This is a genomic window from Corynebacterium pacaense (genome assembly GCF_900169525.1).
GTDB classification, from domain to species: Bacteria; Actinomycetota; Actinomycetes; order Mycobacteriales; family Mycobacteriaceae; genus Corynebacterium; species Corynebacterium pacaense.
In genome coordinates, this window is the sequence record NZ_LT821239.1 from 477514 (window position 1) to 496611 (window position 19098).

Genomic DNA, 19098 nt, shown 5'->3' on the forward strand with positions numbered 1-19098 from the left:
GCGTTCCTCAACCCCAGCGTTGTGGGCCTTCGGAAAAGTCCATGGTGTGACTAATCTAACGAATCGCCCCTCACCGCTTGTCGACGCCCACCCCGGGCACCAGCTCGACGTTGTCGATCAGCCTAACGGCACCCACGTGGATCGCGGCCACCGCCAGGGCGGGCCGCGAGATGACGCCGGTGGTCACCGGTTCGAGGGTGGCGGGATCGACGACCTGAAGATGGTCCAGCCGGACCCCGGGTGCGGAGCGCAGGGTCTCGCGCACCGACTCCACCTCCAGGTCCCGGCCGTCGGCGGCCCGGTCGCGCAGCACCGTCAACGCCTGCGGCAGGGCGAGGGCGTGTGCCCGGTCCTCGGTGGACAGTCGCTGGTTGCGGCTGGATTCGGCGAGTCCGTCGGCGGCGCGGATGATCGGCACCGCGCGAACCTCGACAGGGAAATCCAGATCGGCGACAAGGCGGCGGATCACCGCGACCTGCTGGGCGTCCTTCTGCCCGAAATATGCGCGGGTGGGTCCGATCAGATTGAAGAGTTTGCTCACCACGGTGGCCACCCCGTCGAAGTGGCCGGGCCGGCTGGCGCCCTCCAGCCTCCCGCCCATCGAGGAGGTGTGGACCCGGACGATCGGGGCGCCGGTGGGATACATCTCCTCGACGGAGGGGGCGAAAACGATATCGACGCCCGCCCCCTCCAGCAGGTCGAGGTCGGCGGGAAGCTGACGCGGGTAGCGGCGGTAGTCCTCGCAGTCGCCCTGGTTCTCAAACTGCAGGGGGTTGACGAAGATGGTGCCGACCACGAGGTCATTGTCCGCGCGCGCCGCGGCGACCAGGGCGAGGTGCCCCTGGTGCAGTGCCCCCATGGTCGGAACAAGGCCGGTGGTCCCGTGGGGTGCTCCCAGGGCGTCGACAAGTTCGTTTCTGGTGCGAAGAACCTTCATCGGTAGGACTCCGCCTCGCCCGGGAACTCGCCGGATGCCACGTCCGCGTCGTAGGCGCGGGCGGCTGCGAGCAGCGTTTCGCCGAGATCGGCGTACTCGCGGACGAAGCGGGCCCTGCGTCCGCGGTTGAGGCCGAAGGCATCCTGCCAGACCAGGACCTGGCCGTCGGTGGCGCTGCCCGCGCCGATTCCGATGGTTGCGATCTCCACGGACCGTGTCACCTGTGCGGCGACCTCGGCGGGCACCATCTCGAGCACCACCGCGAAGGCCCCGGCCTCCTGCACCGCCTCTGCGTCGGCGAGCACCTTGCCGGCGCCCGCGCCACGACCCTGGATGACATGACCGCCGAGGGCATGTTCGGACTGAGGGGTGAAACCGATGTGGGCGCACACGGGGATCCCCGCATCGACGATGCGCCGCAGGGTCGGGGCGATCTCGGCCCCACCCTCGATCTTGACCGCCGATGCCCCGGTCTCCTTCATGATCCGCACCGCGGTGGTCACCGCCTGCTCCTCGCTGACCTCGTAACTGCCGAAGGGCAGATCGACGACCACGAGTGCGCGCCTGGCGGCGAGTGTGACGGCCCTGGCCAGGATGATCATCTCATCGACGGTTGCGGACAGGGTGGTATCGCGACCGAGGACGACATTCGCCGCCGAATCCCCGACCAGGAGCATATCGATCCCCGCCTCGTCGAAGATGCCTGCGGTCAGGGCATCATAGCTGGTCAGGACGGATATTTTGCGGCCCGCGGCCTTGGCCTGGGCGAAATGGCGGGTACGGACCCGTTGTGCGTCGATTCCGGACATGGCCTGAGTATAGAGTTTCACCGCACCCCGGAGAACTTTTGCTCACGATAGGGGGAGGGGCGGCCGCTGTGCCCCGGCCTCCCGCAGCGCGGCGCTAAGGGTCCGGTGCGCCTGATCAGCGGAGATATCGCCCTGGAATACCCCGAGGGTCAGTCCCTCGCTGAGGGCCTGCAGCTGGAGCGCCGCGGCCGGATTCGCGCCGAGGCGGGTGAGCAGTTCCTGGATCTCGCGTCGGGCTCCACGGCGTGACTCGGTGAGTATTCTGCTGATCTCGGGATCGGTGACCGCCAGGGCGAGGTAGGAGTAGTACACCGCCACACCGCGTCTGGCGGCGGGGCTCTCGGCGAGGGGCTGGGCGAGGATGTTGCGCAGTTCGGCCTCCACCGTGGAGTCCTCGGTCAGCTGCGCGTGCCGCTGGGCGGCCCGGAGGATCAGATCCTGGAAACTGCCGTGGATCAGCGCCTCCTTGGTGGGGAAGTGGTACTGGACCCTGCCCGCGGAGACGCCCGCCTCGGTGGCGACGGATCTGAAGCTGACCGCTCCCACTCCGCGCGTGTACATGACCTGCCAGACGGCGTGGATGATCTCTGAACGGGAAATCTCAGTTTTTCGCTTGGGGGTGGTCATGCCTCCGATTCTACGATACAGTTGTATTGAGATAAAAATACAGCCGTATCGCGAAAGGGGATAGTAATGGACGTGCCGCAAAGGGGCCGCCGCGGGTGGCGCGTTCTCGCGTACATGTCCGTGGCCCTGGGTGCACTGCTGGCGGTGGTCGGAGTGTGGAGCCTGATCCCATCCGCTCCGGGCGTGGGCTCCTGGAGCTCACGGGAAACGATGCAGCGGTATGGGCGCGCCTATTTCTCCCTCCTTGACGGGGTACCGACTCCGCAACGCCGATGGGTGGAAACCGAGCACGGCAGCGTTCACGCGCTGGTGTGGGAGGCGGACAATGACCGGACCCCCGTGCTGCTGCTGCCGGGCCGCAGTTCGGGGGCTCCGATGTGGGTGGAGAATCTCGAGGGGTGGATCGGCGAGCGCACCATTATCGCTGCCGATCCGATCGGTGATGCGGGCTTCTCAGCCCAGCGCCTGGCACTCACCTCCTTCGAGGAGCAGGCGCAGTGGGTGGACCCGCTCCTCGGTGGGCTCGGGGTGGACCGCGCCCATGTGGTCGGGCACAGCTTCGGTGGCGCCACCGCGACGGTGTTCGCGGAAAGGCATCCGGAGAGGACCGCCTCACTGACCCTCCTCGAACCCGTGATGGTCATCAGGGGTCTGTCGCTGTCCACCTATTTCTGGGCCACCATCTCCCAGCTTCCAGCGCCCCAGTCCTGGAAGGACCGGGCACTCGCCGAAATTGGTGGGACCACGGTGGAGGAGGTCCAAAAGCGCACCCCCATGTCGGAGATGATCGATGCGGCGGCCTCCGGATACGCCGCGGCGGTACCGATGCCGGCCACCTTGAGTGATGAACAGTGGCGCGGGATGACGGTGCCGCTGCGGGTGGACATCGCCGGGACCTCCTCCCTGGCGGGCGGTGAGGCGGCCGCGGCGCGGATCCGGGAACTGCTGCCCTCTGCACAGGTGCACTTGTGGCCGGATGCGACCCACAGCCTGCCCATGGATGAGAAGGAGGAGCTCGGCCCACAGTTGAGCATGTTCTGGGACGACGGTGACCCACCGTGATCGTGTCCAGCACGGCTACGGGGCGGGCCGCCCTTTCCTGCGTGAGACGGTGACATCGCCGGGGATCCAGAAGCGGAGCTTCGCCTCCACATTCCTCGAGATCCCAACTCGCGGCCCGCGCACCCATTCCGGCATGTTCCCGGGTTCGACCAGCTGGAAGTCATCGCCGCCGAGCTCCGCATGGTTATCGGAAATCTGCAGGTCCAGGGCGCGGCCCAAATTGCCGGGGCCCTGGGCGAGGCGGTGCGGGGGCACCGGGCCGCGGCGTCGAGAAGCCAGCTCCTCCCCGGCGACGACCTCACCCGCGCGCAGCAGAACGCCCTGGCCCGTGCCGGCGGGGCCACAGACAATGTTGCCTGCGCGATGGATTCCATAGGAGAGGTAGACGTACATGTGGCCGCCGGGGCCGAACATCGCCGCGTTCCGGGGCGTCTGCCCGCGGAAGGTGTGCGCCGCCTCGTCCCCTGCCCCCAGATAGGCCTCCACCTCGGTCAGCCGAATGGAGACTCCCGCATGGGTGAGCACACAGCCGAGCAGCTGCGGGGCGACGGTGTCGGCGGCCTGGAGAAAATCAATGGGCATGGCCGCGAGTGTAGGTCGTTCCGGGGAGTATGCTGCCGCGGCCCGGGGGAATGAAACCCGCCACTAAATCTTGCATTCAGTTGACATGGCAACTTATTGTCTATGGAGGAAGAACACACCCCCGAACTCAGGAGAATCATGACCCTGTCCGTAGCAGAAGCAATCAGCTCCCGTCGCGCCACCCGCAAGTACACCGATGAAGTTCCCAGCCCGGAGCTTCTTGACCGCGTAGTCTCACTCGCACTCGAGGCACCGAGCGCCTTCAATGCGCAGCAGCGGGATCTGGTCGTGGTCACCGACCAGGATGTCAAGCAGAAGCTCTTCGAGGCGTCCGGACAGCATCAGTTCCTTGATGCACCGGTCGTCTTCGTCACCGTCGCCCGCGTTGAGAATGAACCGCAGGACCTGGCGGACCTGATCGGGCCCGAGCGCGCCCAGCATATCGGTGGATTCCTGATCACCAGGAGCGTGGAGAAGGCCCGCGAGGCCACCATCAAGGACGCCACCCTCCTCGCGGCGTTCGTGCTCATCGCGGCGCAGGGCGAGGGCCTGGCCACCAGCCCGACCACCGGCTGGGACGAGGAGAAGGTCAAGGAGGCCATTGGGCTCGGCGGACGCGAGGACCGCGCCATCGCCCTGGTGATCGCAGCGGGTTTCCCCGCGGAAAAGCCCGCGCATCCGGGCCGCAGCCTTGATCGTCGTGTGAACAACCACTACTGATTCCACCCAACACATCCCCGCGATCGGTGGGAAAGCAATAGGGTTGAGGGTGACAAACCCCGAATCGGCCCCACATTGAAAGGCTTTCCACGATGCCGGAACCCTCCATAACCCCACCGGACCGGGCGGCCCCGGCATTCCTTTTCGATGTCTTCGGCGTGCTCATCCGGACCCAGGGTCGGGCGCATCTCGAGCGCATCGACCGTGAGCTGGGGGAACCGGGTCGGTCGCAGCGGCTTATGGAGGTCTACGCCGAGCTTCGGCCCGCATTGGATGCGGGTCGGGTCAGTGAGACCAACTACTGGAACCAGATCCGCCTGCGTGCGGGGCTGGAGTTCCTCGACCCCGCGGAAGCCATCGAGGTGGACTACCGCGGAGTGGTCGAGGAGGAGAACCGGGATGTCGTTGACCTCGTCCTCGATCTCAGGGCCCGCGGCTACAGGGTGGGAATCCTCTCCAATATCCCCGAAGGACTGGCCAGGGATCTCCGGAACGCCCATTCCACCTGGCTGGACAAGGTGGACTCGGTGACCTTCTCCTACGAGATCGGGGCGGCGAAACCGGAGCCGGAGGCCTTCCACGCAGCGCTGGAATCCCTGGGTGTTCCCGCTGAACGCGTCATATTCATCGACGATACCGAGCGCAATGTCGCAGCGGCCCGCGAAGAGGGGCTGCAGGCGATCCACTTCCGGGGCATCGATTCCCTGCTCGCAGATCCGCTTATGGAAGGACTGCTGTGACCGGCCCGCTGATCCTGCCCTTCAACGGTCGGCTGCCGCGCATCCATGAGTCCGCCTGGATAGCCCCGACCGCCACCATCATCGGCGATGTGGAGATCGGCCCCGACGCCTCGGTGTTCTATGGAAGTGTCCTGCGCGGCGATGTCAACGCCATCCGAATCGGTGCCCGCACCAACATCCAGGACAACTGCGTCATCCATGTCGATGGTGACGCGCCCTGCACGCTCGGTGAGGATGTCACCGTCGGGCATCTCGCGCTGGTCCACGGCTCCACGGTGGGACCGGGGACGCTGGTCGGGATGAAGGTGGCATTGCTCTCGCACAGCGTCATCGGCCCCGGATCCCTCATCGCGGCCGGCGCCATCGTGCTCGAGGGTCAGGAGATCCCGCCTAAGTCACTGGCCGCAGGTGTTCCCGCCAAGGTCAAAAGAACACTTGACGACGCCCAGTCCGCATCCTTCATCCCACACGCCGGACGCTATGTGGCCACGTCGAAGGCCCAGGCCGCGCCCGGGCAGGCGTTGTCGCTGGAGAGTGTCCGTTACTCCTAGAGCGCCAATGACAACGGTTCGTTGAGCAGCCGGTCGAGCGCCACGGACCGGGCCGCCGCCCGCGTGTTCTCGCGGTGGGTGGGGATCAGGCGCAGTTCGACATCGTGGGTGTAGTTCTCCTTCAGTTCGGCGGCGAAGACCTGGCGGCCGTCGGGGTCCTCGGAGAATGCCGAGCCGGAGAGCACCACGGTGCCGGGGTTGACCGACTGTGCCGCGGTCGCGGCGGACCGTGCGAGGAGGCGGGCGCGGTCGTCGAGAAGCTCCCTGATCCTGGGATTGTCCGCGGCGAGTTTGACGAGCTCGTCCAGGGAGTCGGAGAAGATTCCCTGGTCGGAGACGCGGTTGAGGAATCCCTGGGTGCTCAGTGCGTCCTCGGGTGCCATGCCGCCGGTGTCCAGGGTGGAGTCGCCGCTGGCCTCCAGGGCGCCGATGACATGGACGCCCTCGTCATCGCTGTAGGCGGCGCCGACGGAGTCGTCGGCGTAGAAGGTCAGCGTGACCGGGGCGGTGTCGCCCGGGCGGGTGAGGGGTGCGGCCTGCAGCTCGGAGGCCGCGATGGCGGGGATCGCCGAGGCGATGGTCGCGGGGACGCTGAACTGGTATTTCAGTCTGCTCGCGATATCCACCGCGTCCCAGCCGAGGTTGTGCGCGGTGACCACTCCGTCGGCGGTCACGCGGCCCGAGGTGGCCACTCCGATCCCCACCAGCGGCAGCGTGATGCCCGTGGTCAGCCGGTTGACGCCGGCGATCAGGTGCTCGATGAAGGTGTCGGGGTCCAGGTCTATGGAGGATTTCTCCAGCACGGATTCGCGCAGGGTCCGTCCCTTGGTGTCAAAGAGCGCGATATAGGAGGACCGTGTGCCGATGGCCACTCCGGCGTGGATCCAGGGGCTCGGCGCCAGTTCCAGCGGGATGTTCGGCCGTCCGGGGCCCGATGACTGCATGAGGTCCGGGCGTTCACGGACCAGCTCGGCCTTCATCAGTGCCGTCACGGCGCGGGTGACCGTGGGTTGTGACAGACCGGTCGCCTCGACCAGCTCGTTGCGTATGAGCTGCTGGCCGAGGCGGATATGGTGCATGCACTTCGCCGCCGGGGTGCTCGGGCGGGCGAAGGTTGCGGTGGAGTTGGCCGGATTGGGCATGAATGAAATTATAGCGTCTTGTAGACAACACTGTCTAATCTGGTAGACTGCATAGTCTATAAAGGTGTCAGGGTTCACCGGATCCAACAGTCGGGGCGGGCCTGCGGTAGCGCCAGAATTTCGGAACCGCCACCATGCACACCAGGGTCAGAACCACCACCGCGACACCGCCGGCAAGGATCGTCCATCCCGCCCCCCAGGGCTCGGCGAGCCAGCCGTGGAGCACATCGGCCAGCCGGGGCCCGCCGACGACCACGATGATCCAGACGCCCTGGATGCGGCCCTGGACATGCTCCGCGGCCGACTGCTGCAGAATCGCGTTGCGCACCGCCGAGGAGAACATGTCCGCCATGCCGCCGATGATCATCATGAGGATGAACATCCACGCCCACACCGTCACGGCGCCCGGACTGAGCAGCACGGCCACGCCACCCAGCGCCACGGCGACACCCCATGCGATGATGCACCAGTACACAGCCACCCCCTGCCGACGGACCCTGGAGACCCACCCGGAGAACAGCCCGCCGAGTACGGCGCCCAGTGCCATGGAGGAGTAGAGGAAGGCCAGCATTGTCGCCCCGGCGTCGCCACCTCCGAAGTCATGATCGGCAATCTCGGGGTAGAGCGCCCGTGGCATGCCGAAGACCATGGCGATCAGATCCAGAAGCATCACCATCATCAGAACGGGCTGCCCCCCGAGGTAGCGCAGCCCGTCCACCACGCTGGCGAAACCGGCCTTCACCACCTCGCCGAGGGGTTTCATCGAGGGCAGCGCCCACACCGCCCACAGTGTGGGCACGATGGAGATGACATCCAGGAAGTACAGCCAGCCGAAACCGATCAGGGGAATCAGCGCGCCGGCGATCAACGGGCCGACGATGGCGCCGGTCTGCATGAGCATCATGTTCAATGAGGTCGCCGAGGCCAGTTGGTCGATGGGCAGAAGCCGCCGCAGCACCGATGTCCGCGTGGGCTGGTTGACCGCGAAGAAGGCCTGCTGCAGCGCGAAGTTGAGCAGCAGCAGCCAGACGTTCTGATTCTGCATGAGGGTGAGAACCCAGAAACCCGCCGTGGTGGCGATCATCCCGATGGTGGTGCAGATCAGCACGATCCGCTTGTCAAAGGCATCGGCGATCGAGCCTCCATAGAGGCCGAAGATCACCAGGGGCACCAGCCCGAAGACACCGGTCAGCCCCACATAGGCACTGGATCCTGTCATCTGGTAGATCTGCACGGGGACGGCGACCACGGTCAGTTGGGCGCCGATGACGGTGGCGACATTGCCCAGCCACAGGTTTCGGAAGGCCGGGACCCGGAACGGGCGGGTGTCGGCGAAGATATCTCTCAGGCTCACGCGCATAGACATTAGCCCAGCACCGTGGATCCGCAGTGGATCCTCCGCCATTTGGTCGCGCTCCCGGGCCCGGGACTTCCGTGCCGGATGAAACCCTGTCGCCTGCACGCGGTGCCGTGATAGCGCCCCGCACCGCATAACCCGGGATGGACCCCCTCCGGGGTTGGTTGTGCCGACGCCGTGCCCCGAGCCTATCCTGATTGATTGTGATTACCATTGCACTGGTCCTTCTCGCCTCCGTCTTTGTCGGCGCCATTCTCCAACGCATCACCGGACTCGGCGTCGGTCTGGTCGCGGGTCCCGTGCTCACCGCGCTGCTCGGCCCCCTCGCCGGTGTGACCATGGTCAACGGACTCTCGGTGATCAACGCCGTGAACAACGCCTGGTCCGTGCGCAGGAGAACGGACTGGAAACGCTTCCGCATCCTCGCGGGCGCCCTGGTCATCGGCTCGCTGCCCGCGGTGTGGGTGGTCCACACCCTGAACGGACCGTGGCTGCTGATCGCCGTCGGCCTGCTGGTTCTCCTGGCACTGGGGATCTCGCTTTTCCCGACGGAGAAATTCCGAATCGACGAGCACGCGAGGGTGCCGATGATCCTCTTCGGTATCGCCGGCGGCTTCATGTCCACCATCGCGGGCATCGCCGGCCCCGCGCTGACCGTCTACGCCCGTCTGGCCAGGTGGGACTACCGCGACTTCGTGGCCACCCTGCATCCAATCCTGGTCGTGGCCAACTCCGTGTCCTTCCTGCTCAAGGTCTTCCTCATCGGTGGCCTGGACTTCGGTGGCACCCCGGCCTGGCTGTGGGTCGCCGCGGTGGCGATGATCTTCGTCGGTGCCTGGTTCGGCGAGCGCATCAACGCGCGCATTTCCACGCCGATGGCCAGACGGATCGCCACGCTGCTGGCGGCCGCGGGCGCGGCCGTGGTGCTCGTCCGCGGCGTCACGGGGTTTTAAAACCCCGCCTGTCGACGCAACCACCGCGGGCGCGGGCGTCGACACGCTAGTTCGGCGTACGTGAGGAGATCATCTGCGTCGAACCCGGAACCGGCTCCGCCGGATCACTGCCCAGCGCCACGATCCGGTTCCCGGCGTCCACGTGCACGATCCGTGGAACGTGCACGGCCGCCTCCTCCGACGTCGCCTGCAGGTAGGACATGATGATCACCAGGTCGCCGGGATTGACAAGGTGGGCCGCCGCCCCGTTGATGCAGATCGACCCGGTGCCCGTGGCACCGGTGATGATGTAGGTCTCCAGACGTGCCCCGTTGGTGATGTCGACCACCGAGACCTTCTCGCCTTCCATAAGCCCCGCGGCCCGAACCAGATCGCCGTCGATGGTGATGGAACCGACGTAGTTGAGATCGGCCTGGGTGACGGTGGCGCGGTGGATCTTGCTTCCGAGGATGGTGCGCAGCATGATGGCGGGCGGTCCTTTCCTGCACTGAAACGTTAATTGAGTCTAGACAGTAGAGCCTCCGCTGCCCCTGGGTCAAAGGCCGAACGCCGTGCCTCGGGGTTGCGGGCCGCTCATTAGAGTGGAAACCATGATCTCCAGAGTTGCCGTCTACTGCGGCTCCGTCCCCGGTACCAGGCCCGGCTACGCCGCTGCGGCCCGCGAGCTCGGGCAGGAGCTCGCGCACCGCGGTATCGAACTTGTCTACGGTGGCGGCAACGTCGGGCTGATGGGCGAGCTTGCCGACGCCTGCCTGGACATCGGCGGCGAGGTCACGGGGGTGATCCCCCGTGCGCTGGTCGACCGCGAGATGGCGCACCCGCACCTGAGCCGGCTCGAGGTGGTGGCGTCGATGGCGCAGCGCAAGGCGCTTATGGAAGAACTCAGCGACGCCTTCATCGTGCTGCCGGGCGGAATCGGCACCCTCGAGGAGTTCTTCCAGGTGGCCACCCGGCAGCAACTGGGTCCGGAGCCCGGTCCGGTGGGCTTTTATAACGTCGACGGTTTCTGGACACCACTGCTGGAGATGCTCCGCCACCTGGTCGCGGAGGGCTTCTATCCGCAGAAGTACGTCGACGCCTTCGTCGTCGCGCAGTCGGGCGGCGCACTGCTCGACGGGTTGGAGAACTGGGTGAGTCCGGGCAGGAAATGGGAGTGAGGTCGGCTCCCGGGGGCACCCCGGCACGCTTAGATGGTTGCGAAATGACAACAAGGTCCTACTCAGGTGGTGTATCGGCATGGGGAATGGCTACGATAGCGACCTATGACTCCTGAGAGTTCTGTACAACGATCTCCATCTCTTCTCGACGCCTCGTGTGAAGTGTTCGTCCACGACCTGGCGGCGCTCTCGCCGACCTCCGCCACCGACTGGGGCATCCCGGGCTACGAGGGCGAGTTGCAGGACTTCTCGCCCGATTACTGGAATGCGCTCGCCGAGCGCAACCGTGACATGGTCGCGGATGTTGACGCCTTCGACGACGGCACCGACGACAACGATGATGATGAGGATTTCGACGACGTCGACAGGGTCACCGCCGAGGCGCTCCGTGACCGCGTCTGCCTCGATCTCTCCCTGCACCACCAGGGCGAGACGTTGCGAATGCTCAACAACATCGACTCCCCGGTGCAGACCATCCGCGATACCTTCCTGATGATGCCAGGTGAATCCGACGAGGAACGGGAGAACATCAGGGAGCGGCTCTCCCGCGTACCGGACGCCCTGCACGGATACTGCGAATCCCTCGCCCTGGCGGCCAGCCAGGGACGCGTCGCCGCGGCACGTCAGGTCGATGAGGTCATCTCGCAGTGCGAGGACCTGGGGGACACGGGATCGGTGCTGGAGAACCTCGGTCTCGAGGAAAATGATCCGGTGGTGCTCGAGGCGCAGAGTGCCTTCCAGCGCGTCGCCGGCTGGCTCGGTGAGCAACTTGCCCCGCACGCTCCGCACGAGGATGCGGTCGGGCGTGAGCGTTATGAGCAGTTCTCCCACCTCTTCGTCGGTGAGTTCGTCGATCTCGACGAGGCCTATCTGTGGTCACTCGATCAGCTCAGGGCCATCGACGCCGAACAGCAGGAGCTCGCCGTCCAGCTCTACGGAGCGGGAACCACGGTGCGCGAATCCATGAAGAAGCTCAACGCCGATGAGCGCTACATCATCCACGGCAGGGATGCGCTGGTTGAGTGGATGCAGACCACCGCTGACAGGGCCGTCAGCGACCTCGCTGGCACCTACTTCACCATCCCGGAACCCGTGCGCACCATCGAGTGCAGAATCGATCCCGCCGGAACCGGCGGAATCTTCTACACCCCGCCCTCCGACGACTTCTCCCGCCCGGGGCGCATGTGGTGGTCCGTCCCGAAATCCCAGGAGATCTTCCACACCTGGCAGGAACTGACCACGGTGTTCCACGAGGGGGTGCCCGGCCACCACCTTCAGATCGGTCAGACGATGACGAACACCGAGGAGCTCAACCTCTGGCGCCGGGCCGTCTGCTGGAACTCCGGACACGGCGAGGGGTGGGCCCTGTACGCGGAGACCCTGATGAAGGAACTCGGCTATCACGAGGACCCGGGAACCCGCATGGGCTACCTCGACGCCCAGCGGCTCCGGGCCGCCCGGGTGGCCATTGACATCGGGCTGCATCTTGGCAAGAAGAATCCCGAGGGTACCGGACCGTGGGACGCCTCCTACGCCCGTAGTTTCCTGCGGGAGAATACCTTCATGGCGGAGGCCAACCTCACCTTCGAGCTCACCCGCTACCTCGGCTGGCCCGGCCAGGCCGCCTCCTACGCCATCGGTCAGCGCTTATGGAAGGATCTCCGCGATGACGCGGTCTCCCAGGGCATGGATCTTGCGGAATTCCACTCCAGGGCGCTGAGCTACGGCAGCATTCCCATGGCCATCCTGCGCGACCAGCTGCTGGACTGAACGCCCCCACCCCGCTGATCCCGCAGCTACCGCCGCGGCAGAATGAGGCGGAGAATACCCGGCAGCCAGCCCGCGATGGCGAGGATGGACAACAGGCGGATGATCTGGATGGTCACCACCACCGGACCCGCCGCACCCTCCGAGCTCAGCGCCAGGACCGTTTCCAGCGCGCCGGGACTGGTGGCGAGATAGGCCTCGAAATAGGAGATGCCCAGCCACCGGCTCAGCACCGCCGCCGTCGCCGCGCACAGCCCCAGAAGCACGAAGATGAAGGCGAAGGTGGCCGGTAGCTGCCGGGAGAACACCCGCAGCGCAGGCATGTTCAGCGCCCCGCCGCACATCCAGCCGATGGACAGGAAGGCGATGATGACAAAGGGTGTCGGCGGTTCGAGATCAACCGGGAACAGGGCACCCACCACCACGGTGCACAGCAGTGGCCCCAGCACAGCCGGGGCGGGCAGCCGGAGCAGCCGGCCCAGGGGTTCGCCTACCACCACGATGCCCAGAATCACCACGATGCCTATCGACGCCTCCACCTCACCCAGCCCGAACACCTCCAGGCCCTCCGGCCGCACCCGCCCGGCACCTCCGGTGCCCGGCACGAACAGGTGCGTGACCAGGGGTAGCGAGATGGAGACGACGAGCAGGCGCAGGTACTGGGAGAGGGTGACATAGCGGTAGTCGGCGCCGAGCTGCTGGGCGAGCACCGTCATCACCGACGCGCCACCCGCGAGCATGGACAGCACGCCGGTCTCCGGGCTGATCGCCTTCTGCGAGCGCGACAACATGATCCCGCCCGCCACGCCGATGCCCACCGTGATCAGGGAAACCAGCAGGCCGGGCAGGAGGTACCTGAGGAGCTGGGCCACGGGGGCGTCGAGAAGCGGCAGGGCGGCGAGAATGGCGATCATGCTGCGACCGAAGACGTTGACACCCTTGTTCAGGGGTAGATCCTCACCGGTGATCAGCGCACAGGCACCGGCGACGACGATCGCCGCCAGGATCCACGAGGCGGGAAGGTGCCACAGGGTGAACAACCAGCCGAGGCCGAGTGAGGCGGGTATGACGATCGCCCATCGAAGCGCGACCGCGGATACGTGCCTGCCCACTCGTTCCGGCCTCCCAACTACTGCGTCATGTGGCACTCACACTAGCAGTCAGCTCCAGCACATCGTATGAGTCGGGGGTTATAAGTGCGACGGTGCCACCGGCATCCCCGATCGAGACGTGGCCGGGTTTGACGGTGACATCGAGGCCCTCGAGGCGGGTGGATCCATTCACCGGCCGTGGCTGCGCCACCGGGGCCGTGGGCCATTGCACGTCGGTGCCGATTCCGGTGATGTGGGCATCGGCAAGCGAGATGACCACCGTGTTCGCCTGCCTTCCCGTCGCGTCCTTCCAGGTCACCGGGAAATCGGGATGACAGGTGATGGTCACGCTGGTGAAGGTACACAGCAGCGACTGCCGGGGTGTCATGGTCATCCGGTAGCTCGGCGCGGGGTGCTGATCCACCGCGGGGACGACGGGGGCGGCCAATGCCGTGGACACCGCGGAGCCCAGGAGGACGGGGGTGAGCAGGACGGCGGCTATGCTTCGAAGGAGTTTCATGATGGATTCCCTTTCGTGGATGGCCCGTGGGACTTCAGTGTATTCCCAGCGCAGGATATAATCGCCGGGTTTATACTTTGGTGACCCTATCTTGATGAAAGGCATATGAATGGGTGTTGAACTGGCTGCCGGCGGTTGGGCGGTCCTGATCGCCGGAGCCGCCATCGCCGGGTGGATCGACGCGGTCATCGGCGGTGGGGGACTGGTGCTGATCCCGCTGATCATGGCGGTGATTCCGCAGCTGGCACCGGTCACCGCGCTGGCCTCGAACAAGCTCGCCGCCGTAACGGGCACCGCATCCGCGGCCTTCACGCTGGTCCGCACGGTGCGGCCACCCGCGAAGCTGCTGGCGCTCTACGTGCCGGTGGCGCTGACCTGTTCCGGACTGGGAGCACTGGTTGCCAGTGCCATAGATAAGGATGTCATGCGGCCACTGATCATCGTCCTCATGCTCCTGGTCGGAGTGTTCGTGGTGTTCAAACCGGGTTTCGGTACCGGGAGCAGCGCCGAGCTTCCGGCGGGCTGGCGCCGGTGGGCTTCCATAGGCGCGGTGGCGGTGATCGCGGGCTATGACGGCATCTTCGGCCCCGGCACCGGCATGTTCCTGATCATGGCCTTCACCGCGGTACTCTCGCAGAACTTCCTCACCTCGGCGGCCATGGCGAAGGTCGTGAACACCGCAACAAATCTCGGGGCGCTTATTGTATTCATTCTCGGAGGTCACATGTGGTGGACCCTGGGTATCGTGCTAGGTGTCGCAAACGTCCTCGGCGCGCAGATCGGCGCCAGGACCGTGCTCGGCGGCGGGACCAGGCTCATCAGGTATGCGCTGCTCACACTGGTTGTCGTGATGAGCCTCTACCTCACCTGGCAACAGCTTGGGTCAGCCTAGACTTCTTAGTCTATTCAGCAGTGGACTGGCAGCCTCAATCCTGGTTGATCCCAGACAATCTTCCTAGACTGGTCGGCATGACGAGTACACAGCTGGACACGCAATCCGGTACGCCGCAGGAAGAGCCCCTCAGTCTTCCGGGACATCCCGAGGTCATCACGGAGAGCACGGTCACGGTGGTGGTCGAGGACTCAACGAATCCCGACAGCTTCCCCTCGCTCATCGGAGGTGCCGCGGCGACATCCCGCCTCCTCGGTGCAACAAGGCTCCATATCGTCGCCCCGGCCCAGCATCTGCCCGCGCTGGCCGTCGCGGCCGGCGAAATGGTGGCGGAGCTGCCGGAGGGCTTTCTCTTCTGCGAGGCCGGCTGCGCCGAGCATGACCACTCGCACAATCCCTCCGGTGGCGCGATGGTGCTCTCTGCCGAATCGGTGATCCAGATGGGGCGCGCGGCGTAGGGGTCCGTTGGTGCCACGAACCGATCGCGGTACATCAGATACTTGTGGTGCGATCGTGCACCTTCGATATGCACGTCTACGGCGAACCTACGGGCTCCGGTTTCACCGTTACCGCAAGGACCAGCATGTCCAGAGGGCAAGACCCGCCCGGCGTTTAGGGGTTCCCGTCCAGGTGGAGGGCACAACGTCGTTGTCGGGGTAGGTATCCAGCAGAGACAGTGGACGCTCTGCCGGAGATAGGTCGAGTTGACGGTGCAGGTACTGGATCAGCCTGAGTTGGCCGAAAGCTCATTTCATTTCTCCAACCATCGGCACTAACCGCTGGTCATTATTCAGCTTGGGTCCGAGGCCGTGGGCGCGGTTGAACATCCGGGCATGATGTAATGCGAAGTTGCGCACAGTACTCAACGATTTAGCCAAAACTCGAGTTGAGCAGCGCTCTGCGTGCGGTTGCGTCCTTTTGTGTGGTTTATCTGTAAACGCCGGATATGGCCCCACGAATGCCATGGACGACCACCGCAGTAACCTTTAGAATCAACCCACATCTCCTTGAAAGGGAACCCACGATGGCAACTGGGTCCTATTTTATCGATCCGATCAGGACGGGCCTGAACCCCGGATGGTGGACACTGGGATTTAATCAGGATGCGATAGTAGGTGTAGCTGATCCTGCGGCTTCGAAGGTGTTCGGCGAGCGGTGTCCGCACCATGAGTGCGAGCGCCTGGAGTTGTAGCGCGTGCACCACCGGAACACGTCGTGGCGACATGGCAGCTGGCTTTGGGAAACGGACTCGTCCTTCAGGACTTCCCGCTTCAGTGTGGTGTTGAACGACTCCGCCAACGAGTTGCTCCCATCGATTGGGTTGCACCGAGCCGTTCACACAGTCTCCGGTAGTGCTCCAAGGCATAGACGGCGGATTCAATCGGTGGTCGCAACACCAGGTTCTTGGGCCGATGGTAGCTGCTCTGTGAATACCTCGGCTGGGGTTTTCCAGTTGAGCACTTTCCTCGGCCGGTTATTTAACGTGTACGCGACCGCGGCGAGATCGTCAGCACCCCATCTCGACAGGTCGGTGCCCTTGGGGAAGTACTGTCGCAGCAGCCCATTGGTGTTTTCGTTCGTGGGCCGCTGCCAAGGCGAGTGCGGATCAGCGAAAAACACCGTGGTGCCGGTCTCGAACGCGAATCTGGCATGCTCTGCCAACTCCTTGCCTCGATCCCAGGTCAACGTCTTACGCAGTTGCTGCGGTAGATCCGTGATTGCTCGGGTGAGCGCATCAGCCATCGCGGTCGCGCCGTGGCCGGCCAAGGCCGGCCCGTTTTTCACTCGCGGCTGCTGCCCGTAGCCTGCAAGTCGTGGCAGGTGCACCAGCAGCACAGAGCGGCTCTTGCGCTCGACGAGCGTGCCGATCGCGGACTGGTGTGTGCCGATGATCAGATCCCCCTCCCAATGTCCAGGCACCGCGCGGTCCGCCGCTTCGGCGGGACGCTCGGAGATGACGACATCGTCTGTGACATGGCCTTGTGGCTTGTTCCGTGAACGCCGTCGTGGTTTCCGCAGCGCTCGACCAGTGCGTAGACACGTGACGAGCTCGCGCTTGAGTGCGCCGCGCCCCTGGATGAACAGTGACTGGTAAATCGCTTCGTGGCTGATCCGCATGGCACCATCATCAGGGAAATCAACTTTCAGCCGGTGCGAGATTTGTTCCGGGCTCCAACCCGTGACCCATTGACGGTCCTCTCGGTGTGGCTTGTTTCGTCCCTTCCAACGCGGTGCATCGGGCCCCTGAGCTACCGTCCCGTCCGGCAGACTGACGCTGCCCTCAAGGCGCTGTTGCACATAGTCACGCAGCGCGGTGTTGGTCACCAGTTTCGCTTGTTTGGGCCGCTTGGCCGCAGACTCGGCCTTCCACTGCGCAACGGAAGCCCGGTACTCCACTTCCCCGGCACGGGTCGCGGCGTTTCGCCGCAGTTCCCGGGAGACTGTCCCGGGATCGCGTCCGAGTCGTCGGGCGATCTCACGGACGCCGACATTTTGAACGTGTAACAGCGCGATCTCTTCACGCTCAGCAAAGCAGAGATAACGGCCAGCAGCTGGAGCAAGATCTAGTGGAGGCATACCTCCAGCATGGCGAAACCACCGCGTACCCACCGGTGCTGACACACCAACAGCAACCGCGGCATCCTCGCTCGTAAGCCCATCAGCGATCTGTACCCAGAATGCCCGCTCGACCTCACGTCGCGGGGGCGGGCGCCCCGGAGAGCGCATCGGTTGTCGCACCGCTCGATCCGCATCCGCCTGACGACGTAGCATCACACACCTCCATGTCATCGAGGTGTTGCGACGACCAGTTGAATCCGCCGACGCTACCGTGGTCGGAATGGAAAATCGCCACGTCAAGGCTGCCTCGGATCCCGTGGGCCATCGTGAGGGCTTCTTCGACCAACTCCGTGTGCATGTGCTCGGCGATTGCGAATCCGGTCAACTGCCGCGAATAGTAGTCAATGACCGTGGCCAGGTACATATTCGACACCTCCGCGATCGGCAGATACGTGATGTCGTTAACGTAGACCCTGTTTGGTTTCACCAAAGTGAACCGGCGCCGCAGCAGGTCGGAGAACCTCGGAGTCCGTTTCGCAGGGACAGTGGTCGTCACCCGGCGTTTTTTGGTGTAGCCGAACAGCCTCATCTGGCGCATCAGCCTCGCGGTGCGCTTGTGATTGAGACGGCCGTCGTTGGTTGGATTGGAGTTGATCGCCGCAGGCACGCGTTTCGCCCCCTAACAGCCGTTCTCGGCCGTGAACACGGCCCTGATCCTCGCTGTCAGCACCGCGTCGTCGATAAGGCGTCGCCGGCGCCGGGGAGCAGCAGATTTTCCATGAGTTGTACGAGGACCGGTTGATCTTCAAGACCTTACATAACCGCTTGACCTCGTAGAGGCCTCGGTGGTCATCAATGAACTGAAAGCGGTTCACCCGTTCGTCTGCTTGCCGCGAAAAACTTGGCCGCCGTGCGCAGGATCTCTCGTTCTTCCCGGAGCGTGGCGTTCTCGCGTTCGAGCATGCGGATGCGCTCGGCATCAAAGAGCCCTTCAGCGGGCGTGCGTTGGCTGTTGGCCGCGGCGGTGGGGCTGGCGACTTTCTCGCCGTTGGCGTTGGTTGTGGTGCCGGTGCCGAAGGCGTCGAGCCAGGTGCGCAGGGAGTTGCGGTTGACCCCGAGATCGGAGGCGATAGCGTTGATCGTGGCTGCGGGGTTTGACTCGGAGAATGAGACTGCGTCACGCTTGAACTGCTCGGTGTCGGTCTTGCGTGGCATGGTGGAAAGGTACCTCACTTCTCCAATGTGATGCTGGTTTCAGCGTGTCCACCACCGAGGGGTCAAGTCCGATGTAGTAGGCACGGGCTTCTGCAGTCTGCACCGGCAACAACATGTGGAAGTGACTCCGGCTCAATTGTTGCGAGAGCGTTGCGACAATCTGCGCGTCGGCGAAGAGCTGAGCGAACTGGAGCATGTGGTACAGGCTCGCCCTGCTGAAGCTACGACCGTATTTCTTGGCAAATTGTCGCGACAGCGCCGCCACAATCTCCTGATCGTAACCAGCGCGTTGTTTCTTGAGTACCTTGACGTCGATCATCCGCCCGATGTACCAGTTCCGCAGCGTCAAAGTGGTGTTCACCTGTGAGGCCATGAGTGCCTGTCCCTGCTCGATCAGGGTCGACACCTGTTCAAGGA

General features: G+C 64.8%; 23 protein-coding genes. 9 read left to right on the top strand and 14 right to left on the bottom strand.

Going from position 1 to position 19098, the window contains the following annotated elements:
• Positions 1-70 precede the first annotated feature (70 nt).
• From panC to B7E02_RS02335, 3 genes are read right to left on the bottom strand one after another with little or no spacing between them, the layout of a single operon-like run.
• Positions 71-937, bottom strand: coding sequence for a pantoate--beta-alanine ligase (gene panC / locus B7E02_RS02325; RefSeq protein ID WP_080792661.1), 867 nt, complete (start codon positions 935-937; stop codon positions 71-73).
• Positions 934-1746: a 3-methyl-2-oxobutanoate hydroxymethyltransferase gene (gene panB, locus B7E02_RS02330; protein WP_080792664.1), complete on the bottom strand. Its 813-nt coding sequence runs from the start codon at positions 1744-1746 to the stop codon at positions 934-936. The genes panC and panB overlap by 4 nt, the downstream gene beginning before the upstream one ends.
• 42 nt (positions 1747-1788) lie before the next feature.
• Complete coding sequence (locus B7E02_RS02335) at positions 1789-2373, bottom strand: TetR/AcrR family transcriptional regulator (RefSeq protein ID WP_080792666.1); 585 nt, start codon at positions 2371-2373, stop codon at positions 1789-1791.
• Between the two features lie 66 nt (positions 2374-2439).
• On the opposite strand from B7E02_RS02335, the gene B7E02_RS02340 reads away from it, so the two are divergent.
• A complete protein-coding gene (locus B7E02_RS02340; protein WP_080792669.1) occupies positions 2440-3435 on the top strand; it encodes an alpha/beta fold hydrolase in 996 nt (331 codons plus the stop codon).
• 15 nt (positions 3436-3450) lie between these two features.
• Here B7E02_RS02340 and B7E02_RS02345 read toward each other — a convergent pair whose 3' ends face one another.
• Positions 3451-4017, bottom strand: coding sequence for a DNA-3-methyladenine glycosylase (locus B7E02_RS02345; RefSeq protein WP_080792671.1), 567 nt, complete (start codon positions 4015-4017; stop codon positions 3451-3453).
• A 138-nt stretch (positions 4018-4155) separates the two neighbouring features.
• Here B7E02_RS02345 and B7E02_RS02350 point away from each other — a divergent pair, with 138 nt between their 5' ends.
• The 3 genes from B7E02_RS02350 (at position 4156) to B7E02_RS02360 (ending at position 6028) form a co-directional block, all read left to right on the top strand.
• Positions 4156-4737 carry a nitroreductase family protein gene (locus tag B7E02_RS02350; RefSeq protein WP_080792673.1) on the top strand — a complete coding sequence of 194 codons (582 nt, stop codon included), beginning with the start codon at positions 4156-4158 and terminating at the stop codon, positions 4735-4737.
• Between the two features lie 92 nt (positions 4738-4829).
• The gene (locus tag B7E02_RS02355) at positions 4830-5477 is read left to right on the top strand and encodes an HAD family hydrolase (protein ID WP_080792675.1); all 648 of its coding nucleotides are present in this window, start codon (positions 4830-4832) and stop codon (positions 5475-5477) included.
• A complete protein-coding gene (locus B7E02_RS02360) occupies positions 5474-6028 on the top strand; it encodes a gamma carbonic anhydrase family protein (protein WP_080792678.1) in 555 nt (184 codons plus the stop codon). The genes B7E02_RS02355 and B7E02_RS02360 overlap by 4 nt, the downstream gene beginning before the upstream one ends.
• Here the strand turns inward: B7E02_RS02360 and B7E02_RS02365 are convergent.
• A complete protein-coding gene (locus tag B7E02_RS02365; protein ID WP_080792680.1) occupies positions 6025-7170 on the bottom strand; it encodes an ROK family transcriptional regulator in 1146 nt (381 codons plus the stop codon). The two genes, B7E02_RS02360 and B7E02_RS02365, sit on opposite strands and share 4 nt — an antisense overlap.
• A 67-nt stretch (positions 7171-7237) precedes the next feature.
• Positions 7238-8524, bottom strand: a complete 1287-nt coding sequence (locus tag B7E02_RS02370; protein WP_080794377.1) for an MFS transporter — start codon at positions 8522-8524, stop codon at positions 7238-7240.
• A gap of 200 nt (positions 8525-8724) precedes the next feature.
• On the opposite strand from B7E02_RS02370, the gene B7E02_RS02375 reads away from it, so the two are divergent.
• Positions 8725-9480 carry a sulfite exporter TauE/SafE family protein gene (locus tag B7E02_RS02375; RefSeq protein ID WP_143336609.1) on the top strand — a complete coding sequence of 252 codons (756 nt, stop codon included), beginning with the start codon at positions 8725-8727 and terminating at the stop codon, positions 9478-9480.
• A 46-nt stretch (positions 9481-9526) separates the two neighbouring features.
• Here the strand turns inward: B7E02_RS02375 and panD are convergent, their stop codons facing one another.
• Positions 9527-9943, bottom strand: coding sequence for an aspartate 1-decarboxylase (panD, locus tag B7E02_RS02380; protein ID WP_080792683.1), 417 nt, complete (start codon positions 9941-9943; stop codon positions 9527-9529).
• 127 nt (positions 9944-10070) lie between these two features.
• Here panD and B7E02_RS02385 point away from each other — a divergent pair, with 127 nt between their 5' ends.
• Positions 10071-10637 (top strand): LOG family protein, encoded by a 567-nt coding sequence (locus tag B7E02_RS02385; RefSeq protein WP_080792686.1) that lies wholly within the window; start codon positions 10071-10073, stop codon positions 10635-10637.
• A 105-nt stretch (positions 10638-10742) separates the two neighbouring features.
• Positions 10743-12407, top strand: a complete 1665-nt coding sequence (locus tag B7E02_RS02390; RefSeq protein WP_080792688.1) for a DUF885 domain-containing protein — start codon at positions 10743-10745, stop codon at positions 12405-12407.
• Positions 12408-12433: 26 nt separating this feature from the next.
• Here B7E02_RS02390 and B7E02_RS02395 read toward each other — a convergent pair whose 3' ends face one another.
• Both B7E02_RS02395 and B7E02_RS02400 read right to left on the bottom strand, forming a co-directional pair.
• Entirely contained in the window at positions 12434-13516 is a 1083-nt protein-coding gene (locus tag B7E02_RS02395; RefSeq protein WP_080792691.1) for an AbrB family transcriptional regulator, read from the bottom strand.
• 25 nt (positions 13517-13541) lie between these two features.
• A complete protein-coding gene (locus tag B7E02_RS02400) occupies positions 13542-14015 on the bottom strand; it encodes a hypothetical protein (protein ID WP_080792693.1) in 474 nt (157 codons plus the stop codon).
• Between the two features lie 109 nt (positions 14016-14124).
• On the opposite strand from B7E02_RS02400, the gene B7E02_RS02405 reads away from it, so the two are divergent.
• Positions 14125-14907: a TSUP family transporter gene (locus B7E02_RS02405; RefSeq protein ID WP_080792695.1), complete on the top strand. Its 783-nt coding sequence runs from the start codon at positions 14125-14127 to the stop codon at positions 14905-14907.
• Positions 14908-14984: 77 nt separating this feature from the next.
• Complete coding sequence (locus tag B7E02_RS02410) at positions 14985-15365, top strand: hypothetical protein (RefSeq protein ID WP_080792697.1); 381 nt, start codon at positions 14985-14987, stop codon at positions 15363-15365.
• A gap of 640 nt (positions 15366-16005) precedes the next feature.
• On the opposite strand, the gene B7E02_RS02420 is transcribed toward B7E02_RS02410, so the two are convergent.
• The 5 genes from B7E02_RS02420 to B7E02_RS02440 form a co-directional block, all read right to left on the bottom strand.
• Positions 16006-16206: an integrase core domain-containing protein gene (locus B7E02_RS02420; protein ID WP_143336610.1), complete on the bottom strand. Its 201-nt coding sequence runs from the start codon at positions 16204-16206 to the stop codon at positions 16006-16008.
• Between the two features lie 78 nt (positions 16207-16284).
• Positions 16285-17679, bottom strand: coding sequence for an IS30 family transposase (locus B7E02_RS02425; protein WP_218672372.1), 1395 nt, complete (start codon positions 17677-17679; stop codon positions 16285-16287).
• Positions 17600-18133: a DDE-type integrase/transposase/recombinase gene (locus tag B7E02_RS14890; RefSeq protein WP_080792702.1), complete on the bottom strand. Its 534-nt coding sequence runs from the start codon at positions 18131-18133 to the stop codon at positions 17600-17602. Before B7E02_RS14890 ends, B7E02_RS02425 begins: the two co-directional genes overlap by 80 nt.
• 185 nt (positions 18134-18318) lie before the next feature.
• Positions 18319-18681 (bottom strand): transposase, encoded by a 363-nt coding sequence (locus B7E02_RS14895; RefSeq protein ID WP_080792705.1) that lies wholly within the window; start codon positions 18679-18681, stop codon positions 18319-18321.
• On the bottom strand, positions 18644-19087 hold the full coding sequence (locus B7E02_RS02440) for a DUF1016 N-terminal domain-containing protein (protein ID WP_080792708.1): 444 nt from the start codon (positions 19085-19087) through the stop codon (positions 18644-18646). The genes B7E02_RS14895 and B7E02_RS02440 overlap by 38 nt, the downstream gene beginning before the upstream one ends.
• Between the last annotated feature and the right edge of the window lie 11 nt (positions 19088-19098).

Excerpts from the sequence above, each read along its gene's own strand:
- panD (WP_080792683.1), bottom strand. The coding sequence starts at position 9,943 with ATGCTGCGCACCATCCTCGGAAGCAAGATCCACCGCGCCACCGTCACC.
- panC (WP_080792661.1), bottom strand. The coding sequence starts at position 937 with ATGAAGGTTCTTCGCACCAGAAACGAACTTGTCGACGCCCTGGGAGCA.
- B7E02_RS02350 (WP_080792673.1), top strand. The coding sequence starts at position 4,156 with ATGACCCTGTCCGTAGCAGAAGCAATCAGCTCCCGTCGCGCCACCCGC.
- B7E02_RS02390 (WP_080792688.1), top strand. The coding sequence starts at position 10,743 with ATGACTCCTGAGAGTTCTGTACAACGATCTCCATCTCTTCTCGACGCC.
- B7E02_RS02340 (WP_080792669.1), top strand. The coding sequence starts at position 2,440 with ATGGACGTGCCGCAAAGGGGCCGCCGCGGGTGGCGCGTTCTCGCGTAC.
- B7E02_RS14895 (WP_080792705.1), bottom strand. The coding sequence starts at position 18,681 with ATGCCACGCAAGACCGACACCGAGCAGTTCAAGCGTGACGCAGTCTCA.
- B7E02_RS02425 (WP_218672372.1), bottom strand. The coding sequence starts at position 17,679 with ATGCTACGTCGTCAGGCGGATGCGGATCGAGCGGTGCGACAACCGATG.
- B7E02_RS02405 (WP_080792695.1), top strand. The coding sequence starts at position 14,125 with ATGGGTGTTGAACTGGCTGCCGGCGGTTGGGCGGTCCTGATCGCCGGA.
- B7E02_RS02385 (WP_080792686.1), top strand. The coding sequence starts at position 10,071 with ATGATCTCCAGAGTTGCCGTCTACTGCGGCTCCGTCCCCGGTACCAGG.
- B7E02_RS02355 (WP_080792675.1), top strand. The coding sequence starts at position 4,830 with ATGCCGGAACCCTCCATAACCCCACCGGACCGGGCGGCCCCGGCATTC.
- B7E02_RS02365 (WP_080792680.1), bottom strand. The coding sequence starts at position 7,170 with ATGCCCAATCCGGCCAACTCCACCGCAACCTTCGCCCGCCCGAGCACC.
- B7E02_RS02345 (WP_080792671.1), bottom strand. The coding sequence starts at position 4,017 with ATGCCCATTGATTTTCTCCAGGCCGCCGACACCGTCGCCCCGCAGCTG.
- B7E02_RS02335 (WP_080792666.1), bottom strand. The coding sequence starts at position 2,373 with ATGACCACCCCCAAGCGAAAAACTGAGATTTCCCGTTCAGAGATCATC.
- panB (WP_080792664.1), bottom strand. The coding sequence starts at position 1,746 with ATGTCCGGAATCGACGCACAACGGGTCCGTACCCGCCATTTCGCCCAG.
- B7E02_RS02410 (WP_080792697.1), top strand. The coding sequence starts at position 14,985 with ATGACGAGTACACAGCTGGACACGCAATCCGGTACGCCGCAGGAAGAG.
- B7E02_RS02400 (WP_080792693.1), bottom strand. The coding sequence starts at position 14,015 with ATGAAACTCCTTCGAAGCATAGCCGCCGTCCTGCTCACCCCCGTCCTC.